Raw genomic sequence first — 22,389 nt, 5'->3', positions numbered from 1 at the left:
AATAAAACAATTTCAAATCATATAGTGAGCATGATTAATATAAGGAAGTTTGCAGCGATAGATATCGGTTCAAATGCCATGAGGCTTCTGATATCCAACGTTGTGGAACAAGATGGGAAAGAACCACAGTTTAACAAAAGTTCCCTTGTTCGTGTACCAATTCGTTTAGGACAAGATGCCTTTACAGTTGGAGAAATTTCACCAGAAAATATAGACCGAATGGTTGATGCTATGAAAGCATTTAACCTTTTAATGAAAGTACATAAAGTAGAGCGTTATATGGCATTTGCAACTTCTGCAATGCGTGAAGCCTATAATGCAAAAGAAGTCGTAGCTTTAATTAAGAAAAAAGCCGACATTAAAATCGAAATTATCGATGGTAAAAAAGAAGCAGCAATTATTGCTTCTACAGATTTACATCATTTATTAAAAACAGACGAAACCTATCTTTTTGTAGATGTGGGAGGTGGAAGCACTGAATTTACATTATTCTCAGATGGAAAAATGATAAATTCGAGATCTTTTAAAGCTGGAACCGTTCGTTTGCTGAACAATATGGTTCATGATGTGGTTTGGGACGAAATCGAAAAATGGATCAAAACGAATACAGCTGGATACGAGGAAGTTACTTTAATTGGTTCTGGAGGAAACATTAATAAATTATTTAAAATGTCTGGAAAGCAGCAAGAAAAACCGCTTTCTTACATTTATATTAATTCACAATATGCGTTCTTAAATTCTTTGTCTTACGAGCAAAGAATTGCCGAATTAGGTCTGAATTCTGACCGTGCTGACGTTATTATTCACGCTACCCGTATTTATCTAAATGCGATGAAGTGGAGCGGCGCACGCCAGATTTACGTTCCAAAAATTGGACTTTCTGACGGAATCGTAAAAGCGATGTATTACGGAAAAATTTAAAGTACAATAACTTTTTTTGCCACGAATTCCACAGATTTACACAAGTTATATTTTACAAAGCATAAAAAACCGTGTAAATCTGTGCAATTCGTGACAGACTTTTTTAACCTATAAGTTGAAAACTTAAATCTTAGTAAATGAATAAAACTAGACTTGAAGCCTTTAGTGATGGTGTTTTGGCAATTATAATAACTATTATGATCTTAGAAATTAAAGTGCCTGAAGGAAACGAGTTTGCAGATCTAAAACCATTGATACCTAAGTTTTTAAGTTATATATTGAGTTTTATTTACGTTGGAATTTACTGGAACAATCACCATTATTTACTGCACGGTTTATCTAAAGTAAACGGAAAAATTTTGTGGAGCAATCTGCATTTATTGTTTTGGTTATCCCTAATTCCAGTTTCGACAGGATGGATGGGAGAACATAATTTCTCAAAAGCAGCAATGGCACTATACGGAGTCATTTTGTTGTTGTGCGCAATAGCTTTTGTAATTCTTCAAAAAATAATTGTTGATACAGAAGGAAAAGATTCGCTCTTGGCTAAAGCATTAGGAAAAGATTTAAAAGGAAAAGCTTCTGCAGTTTTGTATATAATAGGAATAATAGCTTCATTTTATAACGAATGGATCTCAGGAGCTGCTTATTTTATAGTAGCAATGCTATGGCTTATTCCTGATAAAAGAATTGAAAGAGTTTTTTCTTAAAGTTGATATTTAATAAATGAGGTCAATTTTCCAGTCCATTCAAGATTTTTCTCAGGAAGAATTAGATCTTTTAGATGATTTAATCACATTTCGAACACTGAAAAAAGGCGAACTTTTATTAACAGAGAATCAGGTTTGCAATGAAATTGTATTTATAAAGAAAGGAATTCTTCGTTCCTTTTTTATCAATCATAAAGGAGATGAAATCACCAATTGCTTTGCCTTTGAAAATGAATTTATGGCTTCGTTTGCCAGCTTTATAACAGAAGAAAAAGCAGAAGAAAGCATTCAGGCCTTAGCAGATACAGAATTACAGGTTTTAGATCGAAAAAGCCTGGAAGAATTATATAAATCAAGTTTTAACTGGCAGGAAACGGGCAGGAAATTAACAGAACTAGAATTTGTAAACCTTCAAAAGAGAATGATTTCTTTTCAGAAATTATCAGGCGCACAGCGTTATGAAGAACTTTATAAAAATCAGAAAAAATATTTGGAGTTAATTCCGTTGCAATATTTAGCTTCCTATTTAGGAGTAACTCCAAGACATCTAAGCCGAATCAGAAAAGCAGCGATATAGTATTTTTTGTTTTACACAGATTTTGCAGATTACGCAGATTTTTTCAATCGTTTCTTCAGATAAAAAATCTGCTAGAAAATTAAATCAAGCAATTTCAATATTCAGGACATTTGTCCAGTAAAAGAAATAAGTCGAATAGTATTTTTGAAAAAAGAACAAAATGAAAAAAATACTGATTATAAACGGGCATCCAAATCCTGACAGCTTTAATTTTGGCATTGCAGAATCCTATAAAAATGGAGCCGAATCTTCTGGCGCTGTAATAGAAACTATTACAATTGCATCTCTAGATTTTAATCCCAATTTAAAATTTGGTTACCAAAAACGAACCGAATTAGAACCCGATTTGTTGGAATCTTGGGATAAAATCAAAAGAGCAGATCATTTGGTATGGATACATCCCGTTTGGTGGGGTGGACTTCCAGCTATTACAAAAGGCTTTATCGATCGTTTATTTCTCCCAGGAATGGCTTTTCAGTACAGAGAAAATTCAGTTTGGTGGGATAAACTGCTAAAAGGAAAAACTGCACACATTATTACAACTTTAGATCAGCCGAGCTGGTATTATAGATTTGTTTACGGAAGACCAAGTGTTAATCAGTTAAAAAAATCTACTTTAGAATTTTGTGGTATAAAGCCTGTAAAAGTAAGTTATATCGGAATCATAAAAGGTTCTGAAGAAAAGCAGAGAAAAAAATGGCTTGATAAAGTTTATAATTTCGGAATTCGAAATCTGTAAGCAGAAATAAAAAAATTAATCTTTCAAATCCAATCCAAATGTTGAACGTAAAAGTTCGATGTTTGGATTAATCTCTAAGAAACGATTATAACGGTCCTGATTGTTATAACTTCTTTTAGCTTCTACTTTTTCATTTACAATAACTTCAATAGTAATATCATGATTGTGTAAATGTCCTTTTAAATGCCCTAATAATCCATTAATCTGACTTTCAAACTCTAGTTTTGAACCTTCGTTTGGCAGTTCGTAAAGAATTCTTGTTCCATCCAAAACAGGATCGTTGATTAATAAGATAGATTCCATAATCTTAAATCCTTTTTGACCTAAACGTTCGGCATATTTGTTCCAATGCAATAACATTTCAGTTTCTGTAAATTCCTCAGTAGGTAAAACAGATGAGGGTTTTACGTAAGATTTACTGCTTGCCTCAAGTTCTTTCTTTTTTCGGATACTTGCCAATGAAAATGCAGAAACCTTAGGCGTATTGCTTGTTTCTGTTTTCGGAGTTTCCGTAGTTTGAACTTTTGGAACTTCTACAGCTGGAGTACTATTTCCAGTTTTTGGAACGTTAGAATTATCGTTTTCGCTGCCATTTTGATTGACATCGATATTGATTTTTTCTTCCGTATTTGGATTTTGGGATTTTAAATCTGGGGTTTTAACTTCCGTTATAGAGAAGCTTCCATTTTTATAATAAGTGGGCGGAATTATGAATTGCTCAACTTTTTTTTTTCTCCATCAAAGTTGATAGAGGCCAATTGCATCAAACATAATTCTACTAAAAGTCGCTGATTCTGACTCAATTTGTATTTCAAATCGCAGTCGTTTGCAATATCAATTCCTTTCAATAAAAATTCCTGAGTACATTTTTGAGACTGAGCGCCATACATTTGCTGTGCTTGTTCTCCCACTTCTAATAAAGCAATGGTAGAAGGCGTTTTGCTGACTAGTAAATCTCTAAAATGAGAAGCCAATCCAGCAATAAAATGATGTCCGTCAAAACCTTTTGCAAGAATATCGTTGTATGCTAATAAAAGATCTGGAATTTTATTTTCCAAAATCAAAGCGGTAATCGAAATGTAAGTTTCGTAATCTAAAACGTTTAGGTTTTCGGTTACGGCTTGACGTGTTAAATTAGTTCCGCAATACGAAACCACACGGTCAAAAATAGACAAAGCATCACGCATTGCACCATCTGCTTTTTGAGCAATAATGTGCAGTGCATCATCTTCAAAATTGATTCCTTGACTTTTTGCAACTTCAGCTAAATGTTCTTTAGCATCTTTTACTGTAATTCTTTTAAAATCAAATATCTGACAGCGAGATAAAATCGTCGGGATAATTTTGTGTTTTTCTGTTGTTGCTAAAATGAAAATAGCATGTTTTGGCGGTTCTTCTAATGTTTTAAGAAAAGCATTAAAAGCAGCCGAAGACAACATATGAACCTCGTCAATGATATATACTTTGTATTGTCCAGTTTGCGGCGGGATTCGAACCTGATCAATCAAGCTTCGAATGTCATCAACTGAGTTGTTTGAAGCAGCATCTAACTCAAAAACGTTAAAAGCAAAATCTTCATTTGGATCGTCATATCCAGGCTGGTTTATTTTACGAGCCAAGATACGCGCGCAGGTAGTTTTTCCAACTCCACGTGGTCCAGTAAACAAAAGGGCAGAAGCAAGGTGATTGCTGTCAATAGCATTCAACAAAGTGTTGGTAATGGCTTTTTGCCCCACAACATCCTTAAAGGTCTGCGGGCGGTATTTACGAGCCGATACTACAAATTGTTCCATATTCTGTTTTTATTCGATAGCAAATATAGGCTGAAAATTACCAAATCACAAATCTGAAAATCATAAAACTTTTAAAGGTTTTTTGAGTGGATTGAGTATTAGAAGATAATAGAGTTTATTAGCTAAATATCTTTTTTAATTAAGTCATTTTATAGGTTGAAATGAATATTTTTACAGAAGTAAATTATTTTAAAGTGAGATAAGTTTATAATTAAAAAACTCAATTAAATGAAAATATCTTGAGATGAATAAAAAAGAATTGAATGAACTAAAATTGCATGTTGCGGGTGCAACAGTAAGTCACAAGTCTCCTTTTGAAAATTTATATTTGTTTAAAAATGATTTTGAGTTAACGGAAAATTTTATTAAAAGATGGGTAATGCCATTCTACATGAATATTAGCGATATAAGTGAAGAGTGGATTAGAAAATTGATTGATGTAAAAAATGAAATCTCACCTGAAATTATTCAAAGCAATCTTGGTGATTTTAATTGGCGAACAAGGCAAACCGGAGCTTTTTTTTCTGCAATCACAAATCAAACACAATTTATAGATATTATTGGAACTCATCTATTAAAAAGTGAAGTCTGTTATGCAGGAACTGTATACTGTAAAGTCTTAGCGCACTTTAATTCAGAAAAATGTGTCGAATATTTGAATTTATATCTCGATTATTACTTAATAAAACCAGATTTATGGTTTGATCAAAGATCAGCACTGGAGGCTATTGCATATTTAGATAAAGTAAACTCAACAAATCATCTCGAAAGACATTTTGATAATTGGATGAAATTTTTAAATAACAAACCATTTTGGAGTAAAGAAATTTCAACAGTAAATTTAGAAAAACAGCTGGAATTAATTGAATTGGTGGAACGTTTTTAATTAATGTAATTTATGCAACAATATAATTTATCAAATAATACCTTAAATTTAAAAGTAAAAAAATCTCCGTTCTTAGTAAGAGTAGTGATGTTTTCCTTAGCTTTTTCTTTTTTTATTTTTCCAATAGTTGGGGCAGTTTTTAGTGTCGCACTTGGAAGTGGTTTACATATTGGCTTCTTTATCGGAATTGGTATATTCTCTCTAGTAGGTTTTCATACACTTAGAGTTTCTCTGTGGAATACTTACGGCGAAGAAAATATTCAGTTTTTAGAAAACAAAATCATTTATGAAGCCAATTACGGCTGGTTTAAAGATGGAAAGAAGGAAATATCAATTTCAAATCCAAAATTTTATGCTTTGGCTGCAGGATATGAAGAAGATAAGGAGGGAACTTTAGTAATAACTTCTAATGAAGCTGAAATTGATACTGTTGTAAAAATGCCAATGACTGAAGTAGGTGAATTAGTCTTATTGTTAGAAACTCTCAAAAATAAATCTAGCTTATTTTTACTGGAAAAGATATAAAATTCATTAGCATATCCTATAATGTTTTGATATTTAAACTGTTTAATTTTAGATAGTTAATTATTAAAACTTTATTATTATGAAAATCAAATCAATTTTATTGGGAATCGGTCTTTTTGTTTCACTTGCAGCATGCGCTCCTAAAGATGCAGATATAGAAAAAGCAATCAGCGAAAAATTAAGTGACACACCAAACATACAAGTTACTGTGCATGAAGGTGTCGCAACAATTACTGGAACTTGCGACGACGAAATTTTCAAAAAGAATATCGAAAAAAGTGTTAGAGCAACGAAAGGTGTAAAATCTGTAGTGAATACCTGCGAAATTGCAAGAGCTAATCAAGAACCTGCTGCAGCAACTGTGGTAATCAATTCAGATGCTGAATTAGATAAATCGATACATAAAGTTGTAGACTCGTATGATGGGGTAAGTGCAACTGTTGTAGGAGGTGTTGTAACACTTTCGGGAGAAATAAAAAGAGACAAATTACAGCCTCTATTACAAAGCATACAGGAATTGAAACCCAAAAAAGTTGATAACAAATTAACTATTAAATAAAGCATCATGAGTTTACTAGATAAATATAGAGAATTGACAAATTTGGCAGCTGAATTAGGAATCGCCAATTTGCAATTAAGAGAGCAGGATAACGTTTTATATATCGACGGAGAAGCAAAATCTGCTGAGGACAAAGAAAAACTTTGGAATTCTTACGCTAAAATTGATCCAGATTACAGATCAGGTGATGTGGTCATGAATATTCAAGTTGCCGCAAGACCAACAACAGATTATACTGTAAAAAGTGGTGATTCGCTTTCTAAAATTGGAAAAGAATTTGGAGTTTCCTGGCAGACAATCTTTGAAGCTAATAAAGATGTTATTTCAAACCCTGACTTAATTCAACCTGGTTGGAAATTGAAAATACCAACGGCGTAAATTAAATTACGCTTTTTGCATAAAAGTCCGTTTTATTGACGGGCTTTTTTTGTGGAGCATATTTAAAGTAAAAAGACGTTATAGTAAAAGAAAGTGGAAGGAATTACCAATTTTTGGTAACTTTATAATTCTAAAAATTAAGCATGGGAAGAAATACTTCTATATCATTAGGAAATCATTTTGAAAATTTTATTAAAAATAGACTTTCTGAAGGAAGATATAAAAATGCAAGTGAAGTTGTGAGAGCTGGATTGCGTCTTTTGGAAGAAGAAGAAAATAAATTATAACATTAAAAAAAGCTGTGAAGAAGGACAATACAGTGGTCATGTAGAAAACTTTGATCCAATAAAACATCTTAAAAGTTTAAAAGCAAAGAAAAAAATGGATTTAAGTTTTTAATGTTTTGAATCAGTTTTTAAGGTTAAAACTAACACATTTTTACAATAATTCTTTCCATTTATATCATCTCGACGAAAGAGAAATCGCATTTTACTTTACAGCATTTTAGTGTGATTTGTTTTTCGTCGAAATGACAAAAGTTAATAAACTACCTTCCTCTAATACTTAAATCAAATAAAAATTTAGCTGTTTCCTGATCTGAATCGGCTGAAAAACCAGCTACATACACGCCCTTTTTGCCGTTAGTAGATTTAATTCCGTATACAACTGCCTCATCCGCTGGGTCTGATTCCCCTTCGTATCGATACACATGAACAATTTCAAATTTCTCAGGATTCTTTTTAATCATGTCAGCATTTCGATTAAAATCACATGTAAATCCTTTTTCATTCAATTGATCTAAAGCCTTTGAGACAGTTGCGTAATGATACATTCTTTTCATGATAACTGAATTTAAATTAATAGATTTTTAAAGATAACTAATTTAAAATTAAAAAGTTATGATGAACTCATAAAATCGGAAATTTAAAACCAATATAGTTAAGTGATAAAATTGTACTTTTGCCGCGCAGACCGCCTTATCGTCGTTCCAATTTATTGGGAGGGAGGAAAGTCCGGACACCACAGAGAAGCATAGCGGGTAACACCCGTCGGTCTCGTCCCGAAGTCTCGGGATCGGGATTAGGACAAGTGCAGCAGAAAGTATGTACAGGTAATGCTGTAGTGAAAACAGGTAAACTCTATGCGGTGAAATACCAAGTATATCAGCATTTAAGGGCTTCTCGTCCGTTGCTGAAGGGTAGGTAGCTTGAGTCATGCAGTAATGCATGATCTAGATAAATGATAAGGTATTGTCTCGTTGTAAAATGAGACAAGAACAGAATCCGGCTTATAGGTCTGCATTTTTTATATATTTGTGAAACTATCTAAACCTGCTTCATGAATATTTCTACTCCAAATCCTTCTTCCAAAACTAATAAAAGTCTTTTCCGCGCTGTAATTACCAATTTGACTTTTTGGGTTTTAATTGCAATTATTGCCGGGATTCTGCTTGGACATTTTTCTCCTGAAAATGGAGTAAAAATGGAAATTTTGGGTAAAAGATTCGTTGATATTATCAAGTTTTTTATTGGGCCAATTATTTTCCTAACAATTGTTTTAGGAATTTCTGGAATGGGAAATCTAAAGAAAGTAGGGCGCATTGGGATAAAAGCTCTTGCTTATTTTGAGGTAGTTTCTACAATAGCATTGGCAATTGGCGTTGCGGTTGCTTATTTATTTCAACCAGGAAAAATAGATAAATCAGGATTAACTCTCGGAGATGCAAGTCAATATACAAATTCGAGTGCAGAGAACTTTTCGTGGATTCAATTTTTCTTTTCCAATTTTACGCTGCAGGTTTTGCTGGCAGCAATTATTTGTGGAATTGCTTTGAATTTCTACCAAAAAAGAGAACAAACTATTTTGGTTTTGGAACGTTTTTCTAAAGTTGTTTTTACCTGTTTAAAATATGTAATGTATCTCGCACCTATTGGAGCTTTTGGAGGAATGGCTTACACAATTGGAAAGTTTGGATTAGCAACTTTAATTCCGCTTGGGAAATTAATGCTTTGTGTATATTTAACCATGGCACTTTTTGTGTTTCTAATTTTAGGAAGTATTCTGCGATATTATAAAATCAGTATTCTTTCGATTTTAAAATATATTAAAGAGGAACTTTTATTGGTTTTAGGAACTTCCTCTTCAGAAGCTGCTTTGCCGAGTATTATGGTAAAACTAGAGAGAATGGGCTGCAGTAAATCGGTTGTAGGATTGGTAATTCCGACTGGATATTCTTTTAATCTCGATGGAACTTCGATTTATCTTTCGATGTCAGTAATTTTCTTAGCACAGCTATACGATGTACATTTGAGTTTCTTCGAAATCCTAACCGTTATCGGAATTTTAATGATTACTTCGAAAGGTGCGGCGGGAGTTACCGGAAGCGGTTTTATTGTTTTAGCATCTACATTAACGGCGCTTCATAAAATTCCCGTTGAAGGTTTGGCCTTTTTATTGGGAGTTGATAAATTTATGAGTGAAGCCAGAGCAATTACAAATTTGATAGGCAACACAGTAGCAACCATTATAATTTCTAAAACAGAAAGAGATTTTACAGAATTGAATCTTGATCCAGTTTTAGAAGAGTAGATTTTTTAAGGTTCAAAGGTTCAGAGTCACGAAGGGACAAAGTTTTTAAATCCTTTGAACCTCTGCACCTCTGAACCTTTGTTACTTTAAATGTTACTTTAAAAGAAACTAAGCCTCATCTTTTGTAGCACGAACCAAACTGATTCCTGACATAAAAAAAACGATTCCTAGTACACCGTAGATAATTAATGATTTGATATCTCTCGTTTCTCCAGATGTGCTGGCAAAAATTACAGCAGTATATATAAGTCCTACTATTCCTAGGATTGTCAATAATCCTCCGAAAAATCTTTTTAGGTTCATGATTGTTAGATTTAAAAGTTCTTATTCAAATGTATAATTGAAATAGACAAAAGTTGTTATACAATTGTTGGTGAAAGATTATATGATTACAAGCAAGAACTTGTGAGAAAATAAAATAAGGTTTTAAAGTTTTACATTGTTCAATTGCTATTTTTAACCAATTGATAGACAATGAATAATAATTCTCAAATAAAAAAACCTTGATACGTCAAGGTTTTTCTATTTTAAATTCTAAGCCGATATTACGAACGCTTTCAATTTTGATTTTTGGATCTGAATTAAAATATTTTCGAAGCCTGCTGATAAAAACATCCATGCTTCGGCCTGAAAAATAATCATCTTTTTTCCATACAGACATTAAAATTTGATCTCTCTTTAATAACTGGTTATGGTTTAGATATAAATATTCAATAAGAGAAGCTTCTTTCTCTGTAAGCTGTTGTACGTGATTTTTATTGTTGAGTGTTAATCTTTCATTATCAAAAATATAAGAACCAATTTCAATAATATTGTTTCCTTCCAGACTTCTTTTTTGTTCGATTCTTTTAAGGATATTCTGCAAACGGAGAACGAGTTCATCGACTTCAAAAGGTTTTACGATATAATCGTCCGCGCCTAATTTTAAACCAATGATTTTGTCTTCTTTTAACTTTCTTGCCGTCAGGAAAATAAATGGAATTTCAGGATTGATCGTAATTATTTTTTCAGCCAATGAAAATCCGTCCAATTTAGGCATCATGACATCAAAAACACAAATATCAAAAGTCTGGTTTTTGAAATACTCTAAAGCTATTTCGCCATTTTCTGCCCAGATTACTTCAAATTGATGCAGTTCTAAGTATTGTTTTAAAATTGCTGCAAAATCAAAATCGTCTTCAGCTAAAAGTAATTTTTTCAAAATAAGGGAATTAAACTTTTAATAAAATAGTAAACTGTGTTCCTTTTCCTAACTCACTCACAACGTTAACAGAGCCCTGATGTGCTTTTATAATTTGAGAAACATAATACAAACCTAAACCTAAACCTTTTGTATTATGAAGATTTCCTTGTTCTACGCGATAGAATTTGTCAAAAAGAAACGATTGTTTGTTTTTAGCAATCCCAATTCCATCATCTTCAATGCTTATCGCAAACTGATTTTCGACTATTCTAGCTTTGATAGTAATCGTACTAGAACCGTATTTTACGGCATTTTCCAATACATTCAAAAAAGCAGTTGTCAAGTGGAATTTATCTAAAACTAAAATCGTTTTCTGGGTTTGAAAATCGGTTTTTAAATTGATGTTTGGAAACGTAATTTTAAAATCATTTACAATAGAAAGCAGAAAATCTTCTGTTTCGATTTTTTCTTTTTGTAATTCCAATTCATTTTCGGCCAAAGAATTCGCCATAACCTGATCAATCAAACTTTGAAGGCGATTGTTCTGACGCGAAATTGTATTGACAATTGCATTGAAATTTTCATCGTTGTCACGAATGTTCTTCTGCTCCAAAATTTTTGTTGAAATTCCTAAAGTTGCCAAAGGCGTTTTGAGTTCGTGTGTGATATTATTGATGAAATCGGTTTTAACATCACTTACTTTTTTCTGTTTAATTAATGCTTTTAGCGCAATTACAAAAAGTGTGATCAGCGTGAGAATCGATAATAAAGACAAAATTAAAATGAATGTCATTCGTCTTAAAATAATCATTTCCCAATCGATAACCGAGACGTACATTGAATCTTCTGTCAGTAATTTATATTCTTGATTATCAAAGTTTCCGTTTGTGGTTCCAACATAACTTCTCACCAAAAAAGCATTGTTTAACGAAGTCAGATTACCGTATAATTTATTTTGGATAAAAGGTTTTTCAGAGAAAATAGTATCAGCTTTTGCAGCGTTTTTGTAGAGTATAAATTTATTGAGAACAATCGCAAAATCAATTTCGAAATTAGGTAAATCCCTTTCAAATTTTCGTTTAATTTTCTGTGTTAATGCATTTTCGAATTCATTTTCTAGAATTCCATTTTTAATATCCAGTTTGGATTTTTTTCCTTTAAGATAATTCTCAGATAGACTTTTATAAAGTGCTTCTTTTCGAGCAACCAACGCCGAATCGATATCACTGTAATTATTACTAATCTGTGCAATTTCATTTTTAATCTGCGTATGAAACTGAGCCACTTTATATTCGTAAGCGGTTTTTACCAAATAGCATTGTACCGTCATTAAAACAATTAATGCGACGACAGAAAATGCGATTAATAAATTGATTCTTTGTTTCATTTATAACACGACGATTAAGCTTCTTTTTTTGTGAAATTCGCACGCTGATCTAAAAAAATTGCGTTCGATTTCTCGATTCAAAAATAATGCTTTTAAAAGACAATCTGGAGATTAACCCCGCATTAACCTTCAATTAACTTTCGGAATTGGTTTTTCAAAGCACTTTTGCATTGTCATTAACCAAAACTTTTATTTCAAAAATGAATATTTACCTGCCGTTAAAACTTTTGATAGCTTTTATGCTTTTTTGTCTTTCATTTATAGCAAACGCTCAAAATGAAACCCCTAAAGATTCCATTTCGCAAAAACTAAATGAAGTTGTTATTACCCAAAACAAAAAGACTTTTACCAATTCAAACGGAAACATAAAAGTGGATGTTGTCAACTCAATTTACAATGCAATTCCGAATCCTGTTGATTTGCTTTCCAGACTTCCATTGGTGCAGGTAAGCCCAAACCGTGAAAGCGTTTCAATTGTAGGCAAAGGAAATCCGCTTATTTATATCGACAATCAAAGAGTGGGAATGAATGAGTTAAATGCCTTAGCTGTCGCTGATATAAAAACGATTGAAATCATCCAAAATCCATCTTCAAAATATGAAGCTGAAGGACGTGCGGTAATTTTGATTACCAGAAAATTGAGTAAAAAAGATAGTTTTAGAACTGAAATTAGCGAAACAGCTTCCTTTAAGAAAAACTACAATAATTATTTAGGTTTAAATTCGAGTTTCAAAAAAAATAAACTGGAATGGAAAGCTAATTTCAATTACAATAAACTCGAACCGTGGGAAAATCATAGTATTGCGTATCAAATTCCCCAAGCGGGCATAATTTCAGATTATGATGTTTCGGCTGTTACCAAAAGAAATCAATATATTTTTGGAGGAGGTTTATTTTATAAAATAAATGAAGAAGATTACTTCTCGGTGAACATAAATGGTAAAAGTCAGGGCGATAATTTTGATATTAATACCTTTACTTTTAATAAAAATCAGAACGATGAAAACAACGTTTATACTTTTAGCGATAATTCTAGGTCAAAGAATTTCATCAATTCATTTGTCAATTATTCAAAAAAAATAAAAGCAATTGATACTAAGCTTTTTGCAGGTTTTCAGTATTCCAATTTCAATCAGCATTTGTGGAGTTTGGTGCAAAATAATTACAATGAAACCGAATTGGAACTATCTCAAGACCGTGATCAAAAATTTAATGTTGATGCTTTTTCGGGACGAATTGATTTAGAAAAAAAGTTTAAAAACGAAATGAATTGGGAATACGGCGGACTTTATTCTGCCGCAAAATCTAAATCTAATTATGATGTTTTTGATTATGGTAAAAATGGAAAGACCACTTTTGATTATAATTTTAAAGAAGCCAATTTAACAGCATATTCCCAGCTTTCTGGAAAAATTAGAAAAGCAGCATTCTCGGTTGGACTTAGAATTGAAAACACCAATGTCAGCGGAAAATACAGCACAGAGAATTCTTTTTTAATTGATAAAAATTATACCAATATTTTTCCAAAAGCACAGCTTTCTTATGCGATAGACAGTACTAAAAGTTTAAGTGTCGATTATTCTAAAAGCATTTCGAGACCCAATTATTCTTCATTAAGTATGATTGCAACTTACATAAATCCGTATTTTATTTATGGAAGCAATATCAATTTAGGACCCACTTTTATGGATGTTATTTCGACGGTTTTTCAGTATCATGATAAGTCTTTAAAACTAACTTTATATCAAAACAAAAATCCTGTTTATCAAGATTTTGTTTTTGACAATCAGAATAATGTGCTGACTTTTACGGAGAAAAATTTTCAAAAAGAGTCAGGGTTTAATATTGAATTAACAGTGCCTTTTACCTATAGATTTTGGACCAATACAAACTCTTTAGTTTTTACTAAAAACAAAATTGAAGATGAAAAAGCATTATTCAACTCCTCTAAACCTTATTTATATTATTACTCTAACAATACTTTTAAGCTTCCAAAAGATTTTACATTTGTTCTGTCTTTTTGGGGAGCAACCAAGCAAAAAGAAGGTGTTTTTGAACGAAATGCAAAGCTGATTTTTGATATGTCGCTGGCAAAATCTTTCGGTAAAAACTGGAATTGTACTTTAAGTTACAATGACGTTTTTAAAAACACAATTTACTCAGAGCAATTCACAATCAATGACATAGGATCTCGAGCGAGATATTTGGTTGATGCGAATGAAGTTTCAATTACACTTCGTTATTCTTTTGGAAAAATAAAAGAAAGTGAATTTAAAGAAAAAAGTGTGAATGAAAATGAGAGCAGGATTCGATAGCTCGATTGCGTGTAATTATTTGCGGAGATTTCTCTTTCGTCGAAACAGTCATTTCGTTTAGAGATAAACGTAAAAAGAGTCTAATTTTAGACTCTTTTTATATCTTTTAAAAAAAAACTATCCTTCGTCTTCTTCAGTATCTTTTTTAGAACTGTCATGTGGCAGTTCTTCATCATCATCGGTTGAATTTAGTTCGAAGAAACTAAAAAACGAACCGCCGTAACTTTTTTGAAAAGAAAAATTACTCAAATGATCCATTTTGGTATACTTTGAATGCTCGATAATCATCATGCCGTCATCTTCTAGTAATCCTTTTTCAAAAACCGTTAAAACAACTTTTTCGAAAGTAGCTTGATCCAATCCGTAAGGCGGATCGGCAAAAATAATATCGTAAGTAGTTTTACAGTTTTCTAGAAATTTAAAGACATCGCTTTTAGTTGCAGCAATATCAAAATCATATTCGGATGAAATTTGTTTGATGAATTTAACGCATCCGAAATCGCCGTCAACAGACGTAATTGGCGCGCTTCCGCGTGAAGCGAATTCATAACTAATATTGCCAGTTCCCGAAAATAAATCCAGAACCTTTAAGCTGTCAAAACTAAAATGATTATTCAAAACATTAAACAATGCTTCTTTACTCATATCAGTCGTTGGTCTTACAGGTAGATTTTTTGGCGGAAAAATTCTGCGTCCTTTATATTTTCCTGAAATGATTCTCATGATTGAAATAAGATATAATGTTTTTGATTTTGAGCAGTTGTGAAATTGTTCTTTTCCTGCAGTTTTGTTACGTCCAGAAAAGAAATATGACGGATATATTTGTATGCAATGGAATAGAAAGGATCATTTTCTGTAATGGTTCCCAGCAATTCTAATTGAAAACTTTCTGGATTCAGACTCAATTGTTCTGCGGTAAATAAAATGTAATAGATAAAATCTTCCGGAGTATTGTATTCAAAAGAATTAAACAATAAAAGCTTCTGATTTTGAACAACAATGATTTCGAAATTTCCCGGATTGAAATTCACAATCATTTTCTTATCATCATTATTACGAGAATTATCCAAAATCTTTTCGACCAAAATACTGTTCGCATGTTTGTAGTCAAAAGATCCAACATTATCAATCAGGAAATTATTGATATTCACATACGGAATATAAACGGCATTCATTTCATAATTAGAAATTTGATCAAAAGTAAAAAAGTCAGTTTCAAATACTTTTGTAGTGTATTGAAGATAACTTCCTAAATAATTTTCATCAAACAAAGCAGTCGGAACAAAAGTTGAAAGATTGTTGGTATGAATAACCATTACTTCATCGTACGTGTTTTTTAATTCAGGATTATTCTTAAATGCATCAGCAAATAAGTCCTCAATTTTTGTTGATTTATTCGAATTGTCAAATTGAATTTCTTTAAACGAAGTGATGACATTATTTAAAGTATCAAAACAGCAATATGAAAATCCAGTCAGAGAAACCTGAATAGAAAGTTTTTTGTAATTTTTTGAAGTAATGTTAGTGTTTTGTAATGACATAGTTGATTTACAATTCGTTACCTGTTTTAAATCAAGAAAGAATTTAAGCGACCACAAACTTACAAATTAAAAAGGAACAATTATAATTGCAATTTCAAAAAACAAATGGAATTAAACTTTAATCTAAGGTTAAGAAAAAGTTTATTTATTTGGAATTAAATAAGTTAGGGTGTTTGCTTTTGATTATTTGGGGATTCTGTATTTTAAATCTAAAAGTTTGGAATTTGGAATTTGATTTTGGAATTTGATTTTGGAATTTGATTTTGGAATTTAAAATTTGAATTTTGCCATTGCCGTTTAAAAAACCGATCTTTGTCTTTCAATAATATTATATGAATTCTGCACTGTTTTACGGTATTTTACAAAAACGATTTCCTTTTGCTCCAACTCACAAACAGGATATTTTTTTTCAGAAGATTGCAATTTTTTTAACGGAACCTCAAAACGACACCATTTTCGTTTTGAAAGGATATGCTGGAACGGGAAAAACAACCGTAATCTCTACTATCGTCAATAATTTGGGAGATATCAATAAAAAGTTTGTTTTGCTGGCGCCAACTGGACGTGCGGCAAAAGTGATTGCAAATTATTCAAATACGCCAGCGTTTACGATTCATAAAAAAATATATTTTCCTAAAAAATCATCGGGTGGAGGAGTGGCTTTTACCAAGCAGGTGAACAAACACAAAAACACCATTTTTATCGTCGATGAAGCTTCTATGATTTCAGACAGCACATTAGACAGCGGTTCACTTCTGGACGATTTAATTAATTATGTCTATTCTGGAAACAATTGTAAAATGATTCTGTTGGGAGACACGGCACAGCTTCCGCCGGTAAACTTAGATATTAGTCCAGCACTCGATGTTCAGACATTAGGAATTCATTACGATAAAGAAATTGAACATATCGAACTAGACGAAGTAATGCGTCAGGAAGAAAGTTCTGGAATTTTATACAACGCCACAGAATTACGTGAATTGTTGAAAGAGAGTTTTATAACTGAGTTCCGATTTAATGTAAAAAAGTTTAAAGATATTGTTCGTTTAACGGATGGCTATGATATTCAGGATGCTATAAATATGGCGTACAGTAATTACAGCATTGAAGATACTGCTTTTATTGTTCGTTCGAATAAAAGGGCAAATCAATACAACGAACAAATTAGAACCCGAATTTTATTCAAAGAAAGTGAACTTTCGGTGGGTGATTTTTTGATGGTTGTAAAGAACAATTATTTCTGGCTCAAAGAAACCGATGAAGCCGGATTTATTGCCAACGGAGATATTATCGAAGTTTTAGAGTTATTCGGAATCAAAGAATTGTACGGATTTACTTTTGCGAAAGTAAAAATCAGAATGGTCGATTATCCCGATCAAAAACCTTTTGAAACGGTTTTGATTTTAGATACTTTAAAAAGTGAATCTCCATCTTTAACTTACGAAGAATCAAATCGTTTGTACGAAGAAGTTATGAAAGATTACGAGGATGAATCTACAAAATATAAGCGTTTTCAAAAAGTAAAAGAAAACGAATATTTTAACGGATTGCAGGTGAAATTCTCTTACGCTATTACTTGTCATAAATCGCAAGGAGGGCAGTGGAACACGGTTTTTATTGAACAGCCTTTTTTGCCAAACGGAATCGACCGCGATTACATACGATGGCTATACACAGCGATGACACGTGCTAAAAATAAGTTATATTTGATAGGATTTAAAGACGAGAATTTTGAAGAATAAAAACACGAATTTCACGAATTAGCACGAATTAAATAAAAAACAATTTGTGTAAATCTGTGAAATTGGTGTTTGAAATAATATAGCAATGACAACATTAAACGATTTACATTCGATTTCATCAACGTTTTCGAATACTGATAAAATGCCGGTTTTGTTTTTAGGACACGGAAGTCCGATGAATGCAATTGAGGAAAATCAGTTTGTGGCGGGTTTTCGTGATTTGGCTAAGACATTGCCGCAGCCTAATGCTATTTTATGTGTTTCGGCGCATTGGTTTACAAAAGGAACGAAAGTCACTGCAATGGAAATGCCTAGAACCATTCATGATTTTGGAGGTTTTCCGCAGGCACTTTTTGATGTGCAGTATCCCGCAAAAGGAAGTCCCGAACTAGCGGTTGAAACACAGAAAATCCTAGATCCTGTAATGGTCGAATTAGACGAACATTGGGGATTAGATCACGGTGCTTGGAGTGTAATTAAACATTTGTATCCGAATGCAGATGTTCCTGTAATTCAATTAAGTATCGATTATACCAAATCGGGACAATATCATTTTGAATTGGCGCAGAAATTACAGGCATTGCGATACAAAGGCGTTTTAATCATCGGAAGCGGTAATATTGTCCACAATCTTAGAATGGTCGATTTCAGAAATTTTGATAAAGACAATTACGGTTACGATTGGGCAATTGAAGCTCGTGAAACTGTGAATAATTATTTGCTTGATGGAAATTTCCAACCTTTAATTAATTTTGAAAAATTGAATAAAGCCATTCAATTGGCAGTTCCAACGCCCGAACATTATCTTCCGTTGTTGTATACGTTAGGTTTAAAAGATAAAGCTGATGATTTAAGTCTGTTTAATGATAAATTACTTGCAGGTTCATTAAGTATGACTTCAGTAAAATTGATGTGAAAAAAACTTTGAGAATCTCTGTGAAAACTCTGTGTATCTCTGTGGTAAGGTTATAACGCAAAGTGACACAAAGATTCGCAGAGAAAAAATAAATTTAAAAATAGAAGAATGAAAATAATAGCGGTAATTCCAGCCCGATATGCTTCAACTCGTTTTCCTGCAAAATTAATGCAGGATTTAGGAGGAAAAACTGTGATTTTAAGAACTTACGAAGCGGCAGTTTCAACAAATTTGTTTGACGATGTTTTTGTAGTAACCGATTCTGATTTGATTTTTGAGGAAATCGTTTCAAATGGCGGAAAAGCGATTATGAGCATCAAAGAACACGAATCTGGAAGCGACCGAATTGCAGAAGCTATTGCAGATCTTGACGTTGATATTGTGGTGAATGTTCAAGGCGACGAACCTTTTACAGAAGCAGAACCTTTGGCACAAGTTTTATCTGTTTTTGAAAATGATACAGATAAAAAGATTGATTTAGCTTCACTAATGCGCGAAATAACCAATGAAGATGAAATTAATAATCCAAACCATGTAAAAGTTGTCGTAGACCAATCGCAGTTTGCCTTGTATTTTTCCCGTTCAGTGATTCCATATCCAAGAGAGAAAAATGTTGGAGTGCGATATTTTCAGCATATCGGAATCTATGCTTTTAGAAAGCAGGCCTTATTAGATTTCTACAGCCTTCCTATGAAATCTTTAGAAGCTTCTGAGAAGTTGGAACAGCTAAGATATTTAGAGTTCGGAAAACGCATTAAAATGGTCGAAACAACTCATGTCGGTATTGGGATTGATACCGAAGAGGATTTGGATAGAGCTCGAGCAATGCTGCGTGATATTTAGACGCGGATAAAACGGATTCGCTTTCGCGAAGACGCTGATTTAAACGGATTTTTATTTCATTGCAAACAATCTCATTTGCTAAGTTCAAATTATAGAGAGATTGCTTCGTTCCTCGCAATGACTCTAACTTTGTGTATATAAAAACAAAAAGCTCCAAATATTTGGAGCTTTTTTAATATCTAAAACATTCTAAATCTTAGTATAAACTAGGAAACTTAGAAGGATTAACTTCGTGCATCATATCATATACTTTCTCAAAAATATCTTCAGCAGAAGGTTTAGAAAAATAATCGCCATCAGTTCCGTAAGCTGGTCTGTGTGCTTTTGCAGCTAGAGTCTGTGGTTTGCTGTCTAAATATTTATAAGCATCCTGCTCTTCTAGAATTTGCTGTAAAATGAAAGCTGAAGCTCCGCCAGGAACGTCTTCGTCGATTACTAAAAGACGATTTGTTTTGGCAATACTTTTTACAATGTCTTTATTGATATCAAACGGAAGTAGAGATTGAATATCAATTACTTCACAGTCAATTCCTAAATCTAATAATTCGTTAGCTGCTTGCTGCACCAGTCTTAAAGTTGATCCGTAAGAAACTAAAGTAATATCGGCACCTTCTTTTAAGGTTTCTACAACACCAATCGGCGTTTTAAATTCACCAAAATTTAGAGGTGTTTTTTCTTTTAAGCGGTAACCGTTTAAACATTCAATTACCAAGGCAGGTTCGTCGCACTCTAAAAGTGTGTTGTAAAATCCTGCTGCCTGCGTCATATCTCTTGGAACCAAAACGTGAATACCACGAATTGCATTGATAATCATTCCCATTGGAGAACCAGAATGCCATATTCCTTCCAAACGGTGTCCGCGGGTTCTAATGATTAATGGTGCTTTTTGTTTTCCAACAGTTCTATATTGTAAAGTAGCTAAATCGTCACTCATGATTTGAATAGCGTACAATAAATAATCTAAATATTGAATTTCAGCAATTGGACGTAAACCTCTCAAAGCCATTCCAATTCCTTGACCGATAATAGTCGCTTCACGAATTCCGACATCGGCAACACGAAGTTCTCCGTATTTTTCCTGCATGCCTTCTAGACCTTGATTTACGTCGCCAATGTTTCCAACATCTTCACCGAAAATTAACGTTTCTGGGTATTTAGAAAATAAAGCATCAAAGTTATCACGCAAAATCATTCTTCCGTCCAAATCTGGTTTAGCATTTTCGGCATATTTAGGAAGCACTTTTTCTACAGAAAATACATTTTGAGAAGATTCAGAATGCAGATTGCTGCTGAATTTTTCCTGCGTTTCTGCAATGAAATTTGTAATCCAGTTTGATAAAAGCATCTTACTGTTTGGAACTTCAATAAAACGAAGAATTTTTCTAGCGTAAACCAATAATTCCTTTTTCAAAGGAGCTTTGATAGCGCCTAATTCAGAAATCAATTTTTTGATTCTGTCTTTATGATTAATGCTTGCTTCAGCAATTTGTTCTAGTAAGCTCAGAAGATTTTTTTGATCTTCTATAATTGGGTTAATGAACGAATTCCAAGCCTCTTTTTTAGCTTCAAGAACCTCTTTCTTTATTTCAAAATCAAGTTCTGCCAATTCTTCTGGAGAAGCAATATTAATTGCAATCATCCATAAACGCATTTGACGAATACAGTCAAAATCTTTTTCCCACGCCAGTCTTTCTGCATTTTTATAACGTTCGTGAGAACCAGAAGTAGAGTGGCCTTGTGGCTGCGTTAATTCGTTTACGTGAATCAAAACCGGAATATGTTCTTCGCGTGCAATTGCTCCAGCTCTTTCATAAGTTGAAACCAATTCGGCATAATCCCAGCCTTTTACTCTAAAGATTTCATAACCTTTAGCGTCTTCATCGCGTTGATATCCTTTTAATATTTCAGAAATATTTTCTTTAGTAGTTTGATGTCTGGCGTGAACAGAAATTCCGTATTCATCATCCCAAACACTCATTACCATCGGAACTTGTAAAACCCCTGCAGCGTTTATAGTTTCGAAAAATAAACCTTCAGAAGTACTTGCATTACCGATAGTTCCCCAGGCAACTTCATTTCCATTTACTGAAAATTTGTCTTTGATGGTAATTCCGTCAACATTTCTATAAATTTTAGAAGCCTGCGCCAATCCTAATAATCTTGGCATTTGTCCTGCAGTTGGAGATATATCTGAGCTTGAATTTTTTTGTTTCGTTAAGTCTTTCCAAGAACCATCTTCGTTTAAACTGTGCGTTACAAAGTGCCCGCCCATTTGTCTTCCGGCAGACATTGGATCATAAGCTAAATCGGTATGACCATATAAACCAGCAAAAAACTGTTTAGCATCCAGTTCGCCAATAGCCATCATAAAAGTTTGATCGCGATAGTATCCAGAACGGAAATCACCATTTTTAAAAGCTTTTGCCATTGCCAGCTGTGGAACTTCTTTTCCATCACCGAAAATTCCAAATTTGGCTTTTCCTGTTAGTACTTCTTTTCGACCTAAAAGACTACATTCACGGCTTGTTACAGCAATTCTATAGTCATTCAATACCTCAGTTTTGAAATCTTCAAATGTCAGTGTAGTATTGTTTTTTTCTTTTATCATAATCTTGAAGGGTCATGTTTATGTCGCGAAATTACTTAAAAACAATCAATAATCATAATTCTTTAAACTAAATATAATTTAATTATTTGTATTTAAAATCAAAAAACTACGTACTTTTTTTATGCTATTTCTATTTAAAATTTATTATTATTGATAATTTCGCAAGTTTTTGTTTAA

The 22,389-nt window shown here is 32.7% G+C and carries 22 protein-coding genes, 1 other RNA gene and 1 pseudogene; 15 read left to right on the top strand and 9 right to left on the bottom strand.

The annotated features are described in order from the left end of the window. Positions 1-30: 30 nt before the first annotated feature. From ASE40_RS08140 to ASE40_RS08125, 4 genes are all read left to right on the top strand, one after another. On the top strand, positions 31-921 hold the full coding sequence (locus tag ASE40_RS08140) for a Ppx/GppA phosphatase family protein (protein ID WP_057116449.1): 891 nt from the start codon (positions 31-33) through the stop codon (positions 919-921). Positions 922-1,058: 137 nt separating this feature from the next. Continuing rightward, a complete protein-coding gene (locus tag ASE40_RS08135) occupies positions 1,059-1,631 on the top strand; it encodes a TMEM175 family protein (protein ID WP_057116448.1) in 573 nt (190 codons plus the stop codon). Positions 1,632-1,647: 16 nt separating this feature from the next. Then, positions 1,648-2,208, top strand: a complete 561-nt coding sequence (locus ASE40_RS08130; RefSeq protein ID WP_057116447.1) for a Crp/Fnr family transcriptional regulator — start codon at positions 1,648-1,650, stop codon at positions 2,206-2,208. A gap of 160 nt (positions 2,209-2,368) precedes the next feature. After that, positions 2,369-2,947 (top strand): NAD(P)H-dependent oxidoreductase, encoded by a 579-nt coding sequence (locus tag ASE40_RS08125; RefSeq protein WP_057116446.1) that lies wholly within the window; start codon positions 2,369-2,371, stop codon positions 2,945-2,947. Positions 2,948-2,962: 15 nt separating this feature from the next. On the opposite strand, the gene ASE40_RS08120 is transcribed toward ASE40_RS08125, so the two are convergent. Continuing rightward, entirely contained in the window at positions 2,963-3,406 is a 444-nt protein-coding gene (locus ASE40_RS08120) for a hypothetical protein (protein ID WP_057116445.1), read from the bottom strand. A 248-nt stretch (positions 3,407-3,654) separates the two neighbouring features. Next, a complete protein-coding gene (gene dnaX, locus ASE40_RS08115) occupies positions 3,655-4,740 on the bottom strand; it encodes a DNA polymerase III subunit gamma/tau (RefSeq protein ID WP_057116444.1) in 1,086 nt (361 codons plus the stop codon). 244 nt (positions 4,741-4,984) lie between these two features. On the opposite strand from dnaX, the gene ASE40_RS08110 reads away from it, so the two are divergent. The 5 genes and pseudogenes from ASE40_RS08110 to ASE40_RS08090 all read left to right on the top strand — a co-directional run bounded on the left by ASE40_RS08110 (position 4,985) and on the right by ASE40_RS08090 (position 7,487). Next, the gene (locus ASE40_RS08110) at positions 4,985-5,626 is read left to right on the top strand and encodes a DUF6000 family protein (RefSeq protein WP_057116443.1); all 642 of its coding nucleotides are present in this window, start codon (positions 4,985-4,987) and stop codon (positions 5,624-5,626) included. A 12-nt stretch (positions 5,627-5,638) separates the two neighbouring features. Further along, positions 5,639-6,151 (top strand): hypothetical protein, encoded by a 513-nt coding sequence (locus ASE40_RS08105; protein ID WP_057116442.1) that lies wholly within the window; start codon positions 5,639-5,641, stop codon positions 6,149-6,151. A 79-nt stretch (positions 6,152-6,230) separates the two neighbouring features. Continuing rightward, on the top strand, positions 6,231-6,710 hold the full coding sequence (locus tag ASE40_RS08100; RefSeq protein ID WP_057116441.1) for a BON domain-containing protein: 480 nt from the start codon (positions 6,231-6,233) through the stop codon (positions 6,708-6,710). Between the two features lie 6 nt (positions 6,711-6,716). Continuing rightward, positions 6,717-7,088 carry a LysM peptidoglycan-binding domain-containing protein gene (locus tag ASE40_RS08095; protein WP_057116440.1) on the top strand — a complete coding sequence of 124 codons (372 nt, stop codon included), beginning with the start codon at positions 6,717-6,719 and terminating at the stop codon, positions 7,086-7,088. A 143-nt stretch (positions 7,089-7,231) separates the two neighbouring features. Further along, positions 7,232-7,487, top strand: a pseudogene (locus tag ASE40_RS08090) (type II toxin-antitoxin system ParD family antitoxin). A 148-nt stretch (positions 7,488-7,635) separates the two neighbouring features. Here the strand turns inward: ASE40_RS08090 and ASE40_RS08085 are convergent. Continuing rightward, on the bottom strand, positions 7,636-7,929 hold the full coding sequence (locus ASE40_RS08085; RefSeq protein ID WP_057116439.1) for a hypothetical protein: 294 nt from the start codon (positions 7,927-7,929) through the stop codon (positions 7,636-7,638). Positions 7,930-8,052: 123 nt separating this feature from the next. On the opposite strand from ASE40_RS08085, the gene rnpB reads away from it, so the two are divergent. Continuing rightward, positions 8,053-8,395: RNase P RNA component class A (gene rnpB / locus ASE40_RS10900), an RNA gene on the top strand. Positions 8,396-8,426: 31 nt separating this feature from the next. Beyond that, positions 8,427-9,677 carry a cation:dicarboxylate symporter family transporter gene (locus tag ASE40_RS08075; protein WP_057116437.1) on the top strand — a complete coding sequence of 417 codons (1,251 nt, stop codon included), beginning with the start codon at positions 8,427-8,429 and terminating at the stop codon, positions 9,675-9,677. Positions 9,678-9,785: 108 nt separating this feature from the next. Here the strand turns inward: ASE40_RS08075 and ASE40_RS08070 are convergent, their stop codons facing one another. The 3 genes from ASE40_RS08070 to ASE40_RS08060 all read right to left on the bottom strand — a co-directional run bounded on the left by ASE40_RS08070 (position 9,786) and on the right by ASE40_RS08060 (position 12,247). Continuing rightward, a complete protein-coding gene (locus ASE40_RS08070; protein WP_057116436.1) occupies positions 9,786-9,980 on the bottom strand; it encodes a hypothetical protein in 195 nt (64 codons plus the stop codon). Between the two features lie 208 nt (positions 9,981-10,188). Then, on the bottom strand, positions 10,189-10,878 hold the full coding sequence (locus ASE40_RS08065) for a response regulator transcription factor (RefSeq protein ID WP_057116435.1): 690 nt from the start codon (positions 10,876-10,878) through the stop codon (positions 10,189-10,191). 10 nt (positions 10,879-10,888) lie between these two features. Then, positions 10,889-12,247, bottom strand: coding sequence for a sensor histidine kinase (locus ASE40_RS08060; RefSeq protein WP_057116434.1), 1,359 nt, complete (start codon positions 12,245-12,247; stop codon positions 10,889-10,891). Positions 12,248-12,447: 200 nt separating this feature from the next. On the opposite strand from ASE40_RS08060, the gene ASE40_RS08055 reads away from it, so the two are divergent. Beyond that, on the top strand, positions 12,448-14,562 hold the full coding sequence (locus ASE40_RS08055) for an outer membrane beta-barrel family protein (protein ID WP_057116433.1): 2,115 nt from the start codon (positions 12,448-12,450) through the stop codon (positions 14,560-14,562). A 117-nt stretch (positions 14,563-14,679) separates the two neighbouring features. Here the strand turns inward: ASE40_RS08055 and ASE40_RS08050 are convergent, their stop codons facing one another. Next, positions 14,680-15,285, bottom strand: a complete 606-nt coding sequence (locus ASE40_RS08050; protein WP_057116432.1) for an RsmD family RNA methyltransferase — start codon at positions 15,283-15,285, stop codon at positions 14,680-14,682. Beyond that, complete coding sequence (locus ASE40_RS08045; protein WP_057116431.1) at positions 15,282-16,103, bottom strand: DUF3822 family protein; 822 nt, start codon at positions 16,101-16,103, stop codon at positions 15,282-15,284. Before ASE40_RS08045 ends, ASE40_RS08050 begins: the two co-directional genes overlap by 4 nt. A gap of 332 nt (positions 16,104-16,435) precedes the next feature. On the opposite strand from ASE40_RS08045, the gene ASE40_RS08040 reads away from it, so the two are divergent. The 3 genes from ASE40_RS08040 (at position 16,436) to kdsB (ending at position 19,604) form a co-directional block, all read left to right on the top strand. Then, positions 16,436-17,845, top strand: a complete 1,410-nt coding sequence (locus tag ASE40_RS08040; protein WP_057116430.1) for an ATP-dependent RecD-like DNA helicase — start codon at positions 16,436-16,438, stop codon at positions 17,843-17,845. Positions 17,846-17,930: 85 nt separating this feature from the next. Beyond that, positions 17,931-18,761 carry a 4,5-DOPA dioxygenase extradiol gene (ygiD, locus tag ASE40_RS08035; protein WP_057116429.1) on the top strand — a complete coding sequence of 277 codons (831 nt, stop codon included), beginning with the start codon at positions 17,931-17,933 and terminating at the stop codon, positions 18,759-18,761. A 108-nt stretch (positions 18,762-18,869) separates the two neighbouring features. Further along, positions 18,870-19,604 (top strand): 3-deoxy-manno-octulosonate cytidylyltransferase, encoded by a 735-nt coding sequence (gene kdsB / locus ASE40_RS08030; protein WP_057116428.1) that lies wholly within the window; start codon positions 18,870-18,872, stop codon positions 19,602-19,604. 196 nt (positions 19,605-19,800) lie between these two features. Here kdsB and ASE40_RS08025 read toward each other — a convergent pair whose 3' ends face one another. Further along, the gene (locus ASE40_RS08025; RefSeq protein ID WP_057116427.1) at positions 19,801-22,212 is read right to left on the bottom strand and encodes a thiamine pyrophosphate-dependent enzyme; all 2,412 of its coding nucleotides are present in this window, start codon (positions 22,210-22,212) and stop codon (positions 19,801-19,803) included. Between the last annotated feature and the right edge of the window lie 177 nt (positions 22,213-22,389).

Source organism: Flavobacterium sp. Root935, from assembly GCF_001429295.1.
GTDB lineage: Bacteria > Bacteroidota > Bacteroidia > Flavobacteriales > Flavobacteriaceae > Flavobacterium.
This window is presented reverse-complemented; position numbering and strand designations above follow the sequence as displayed.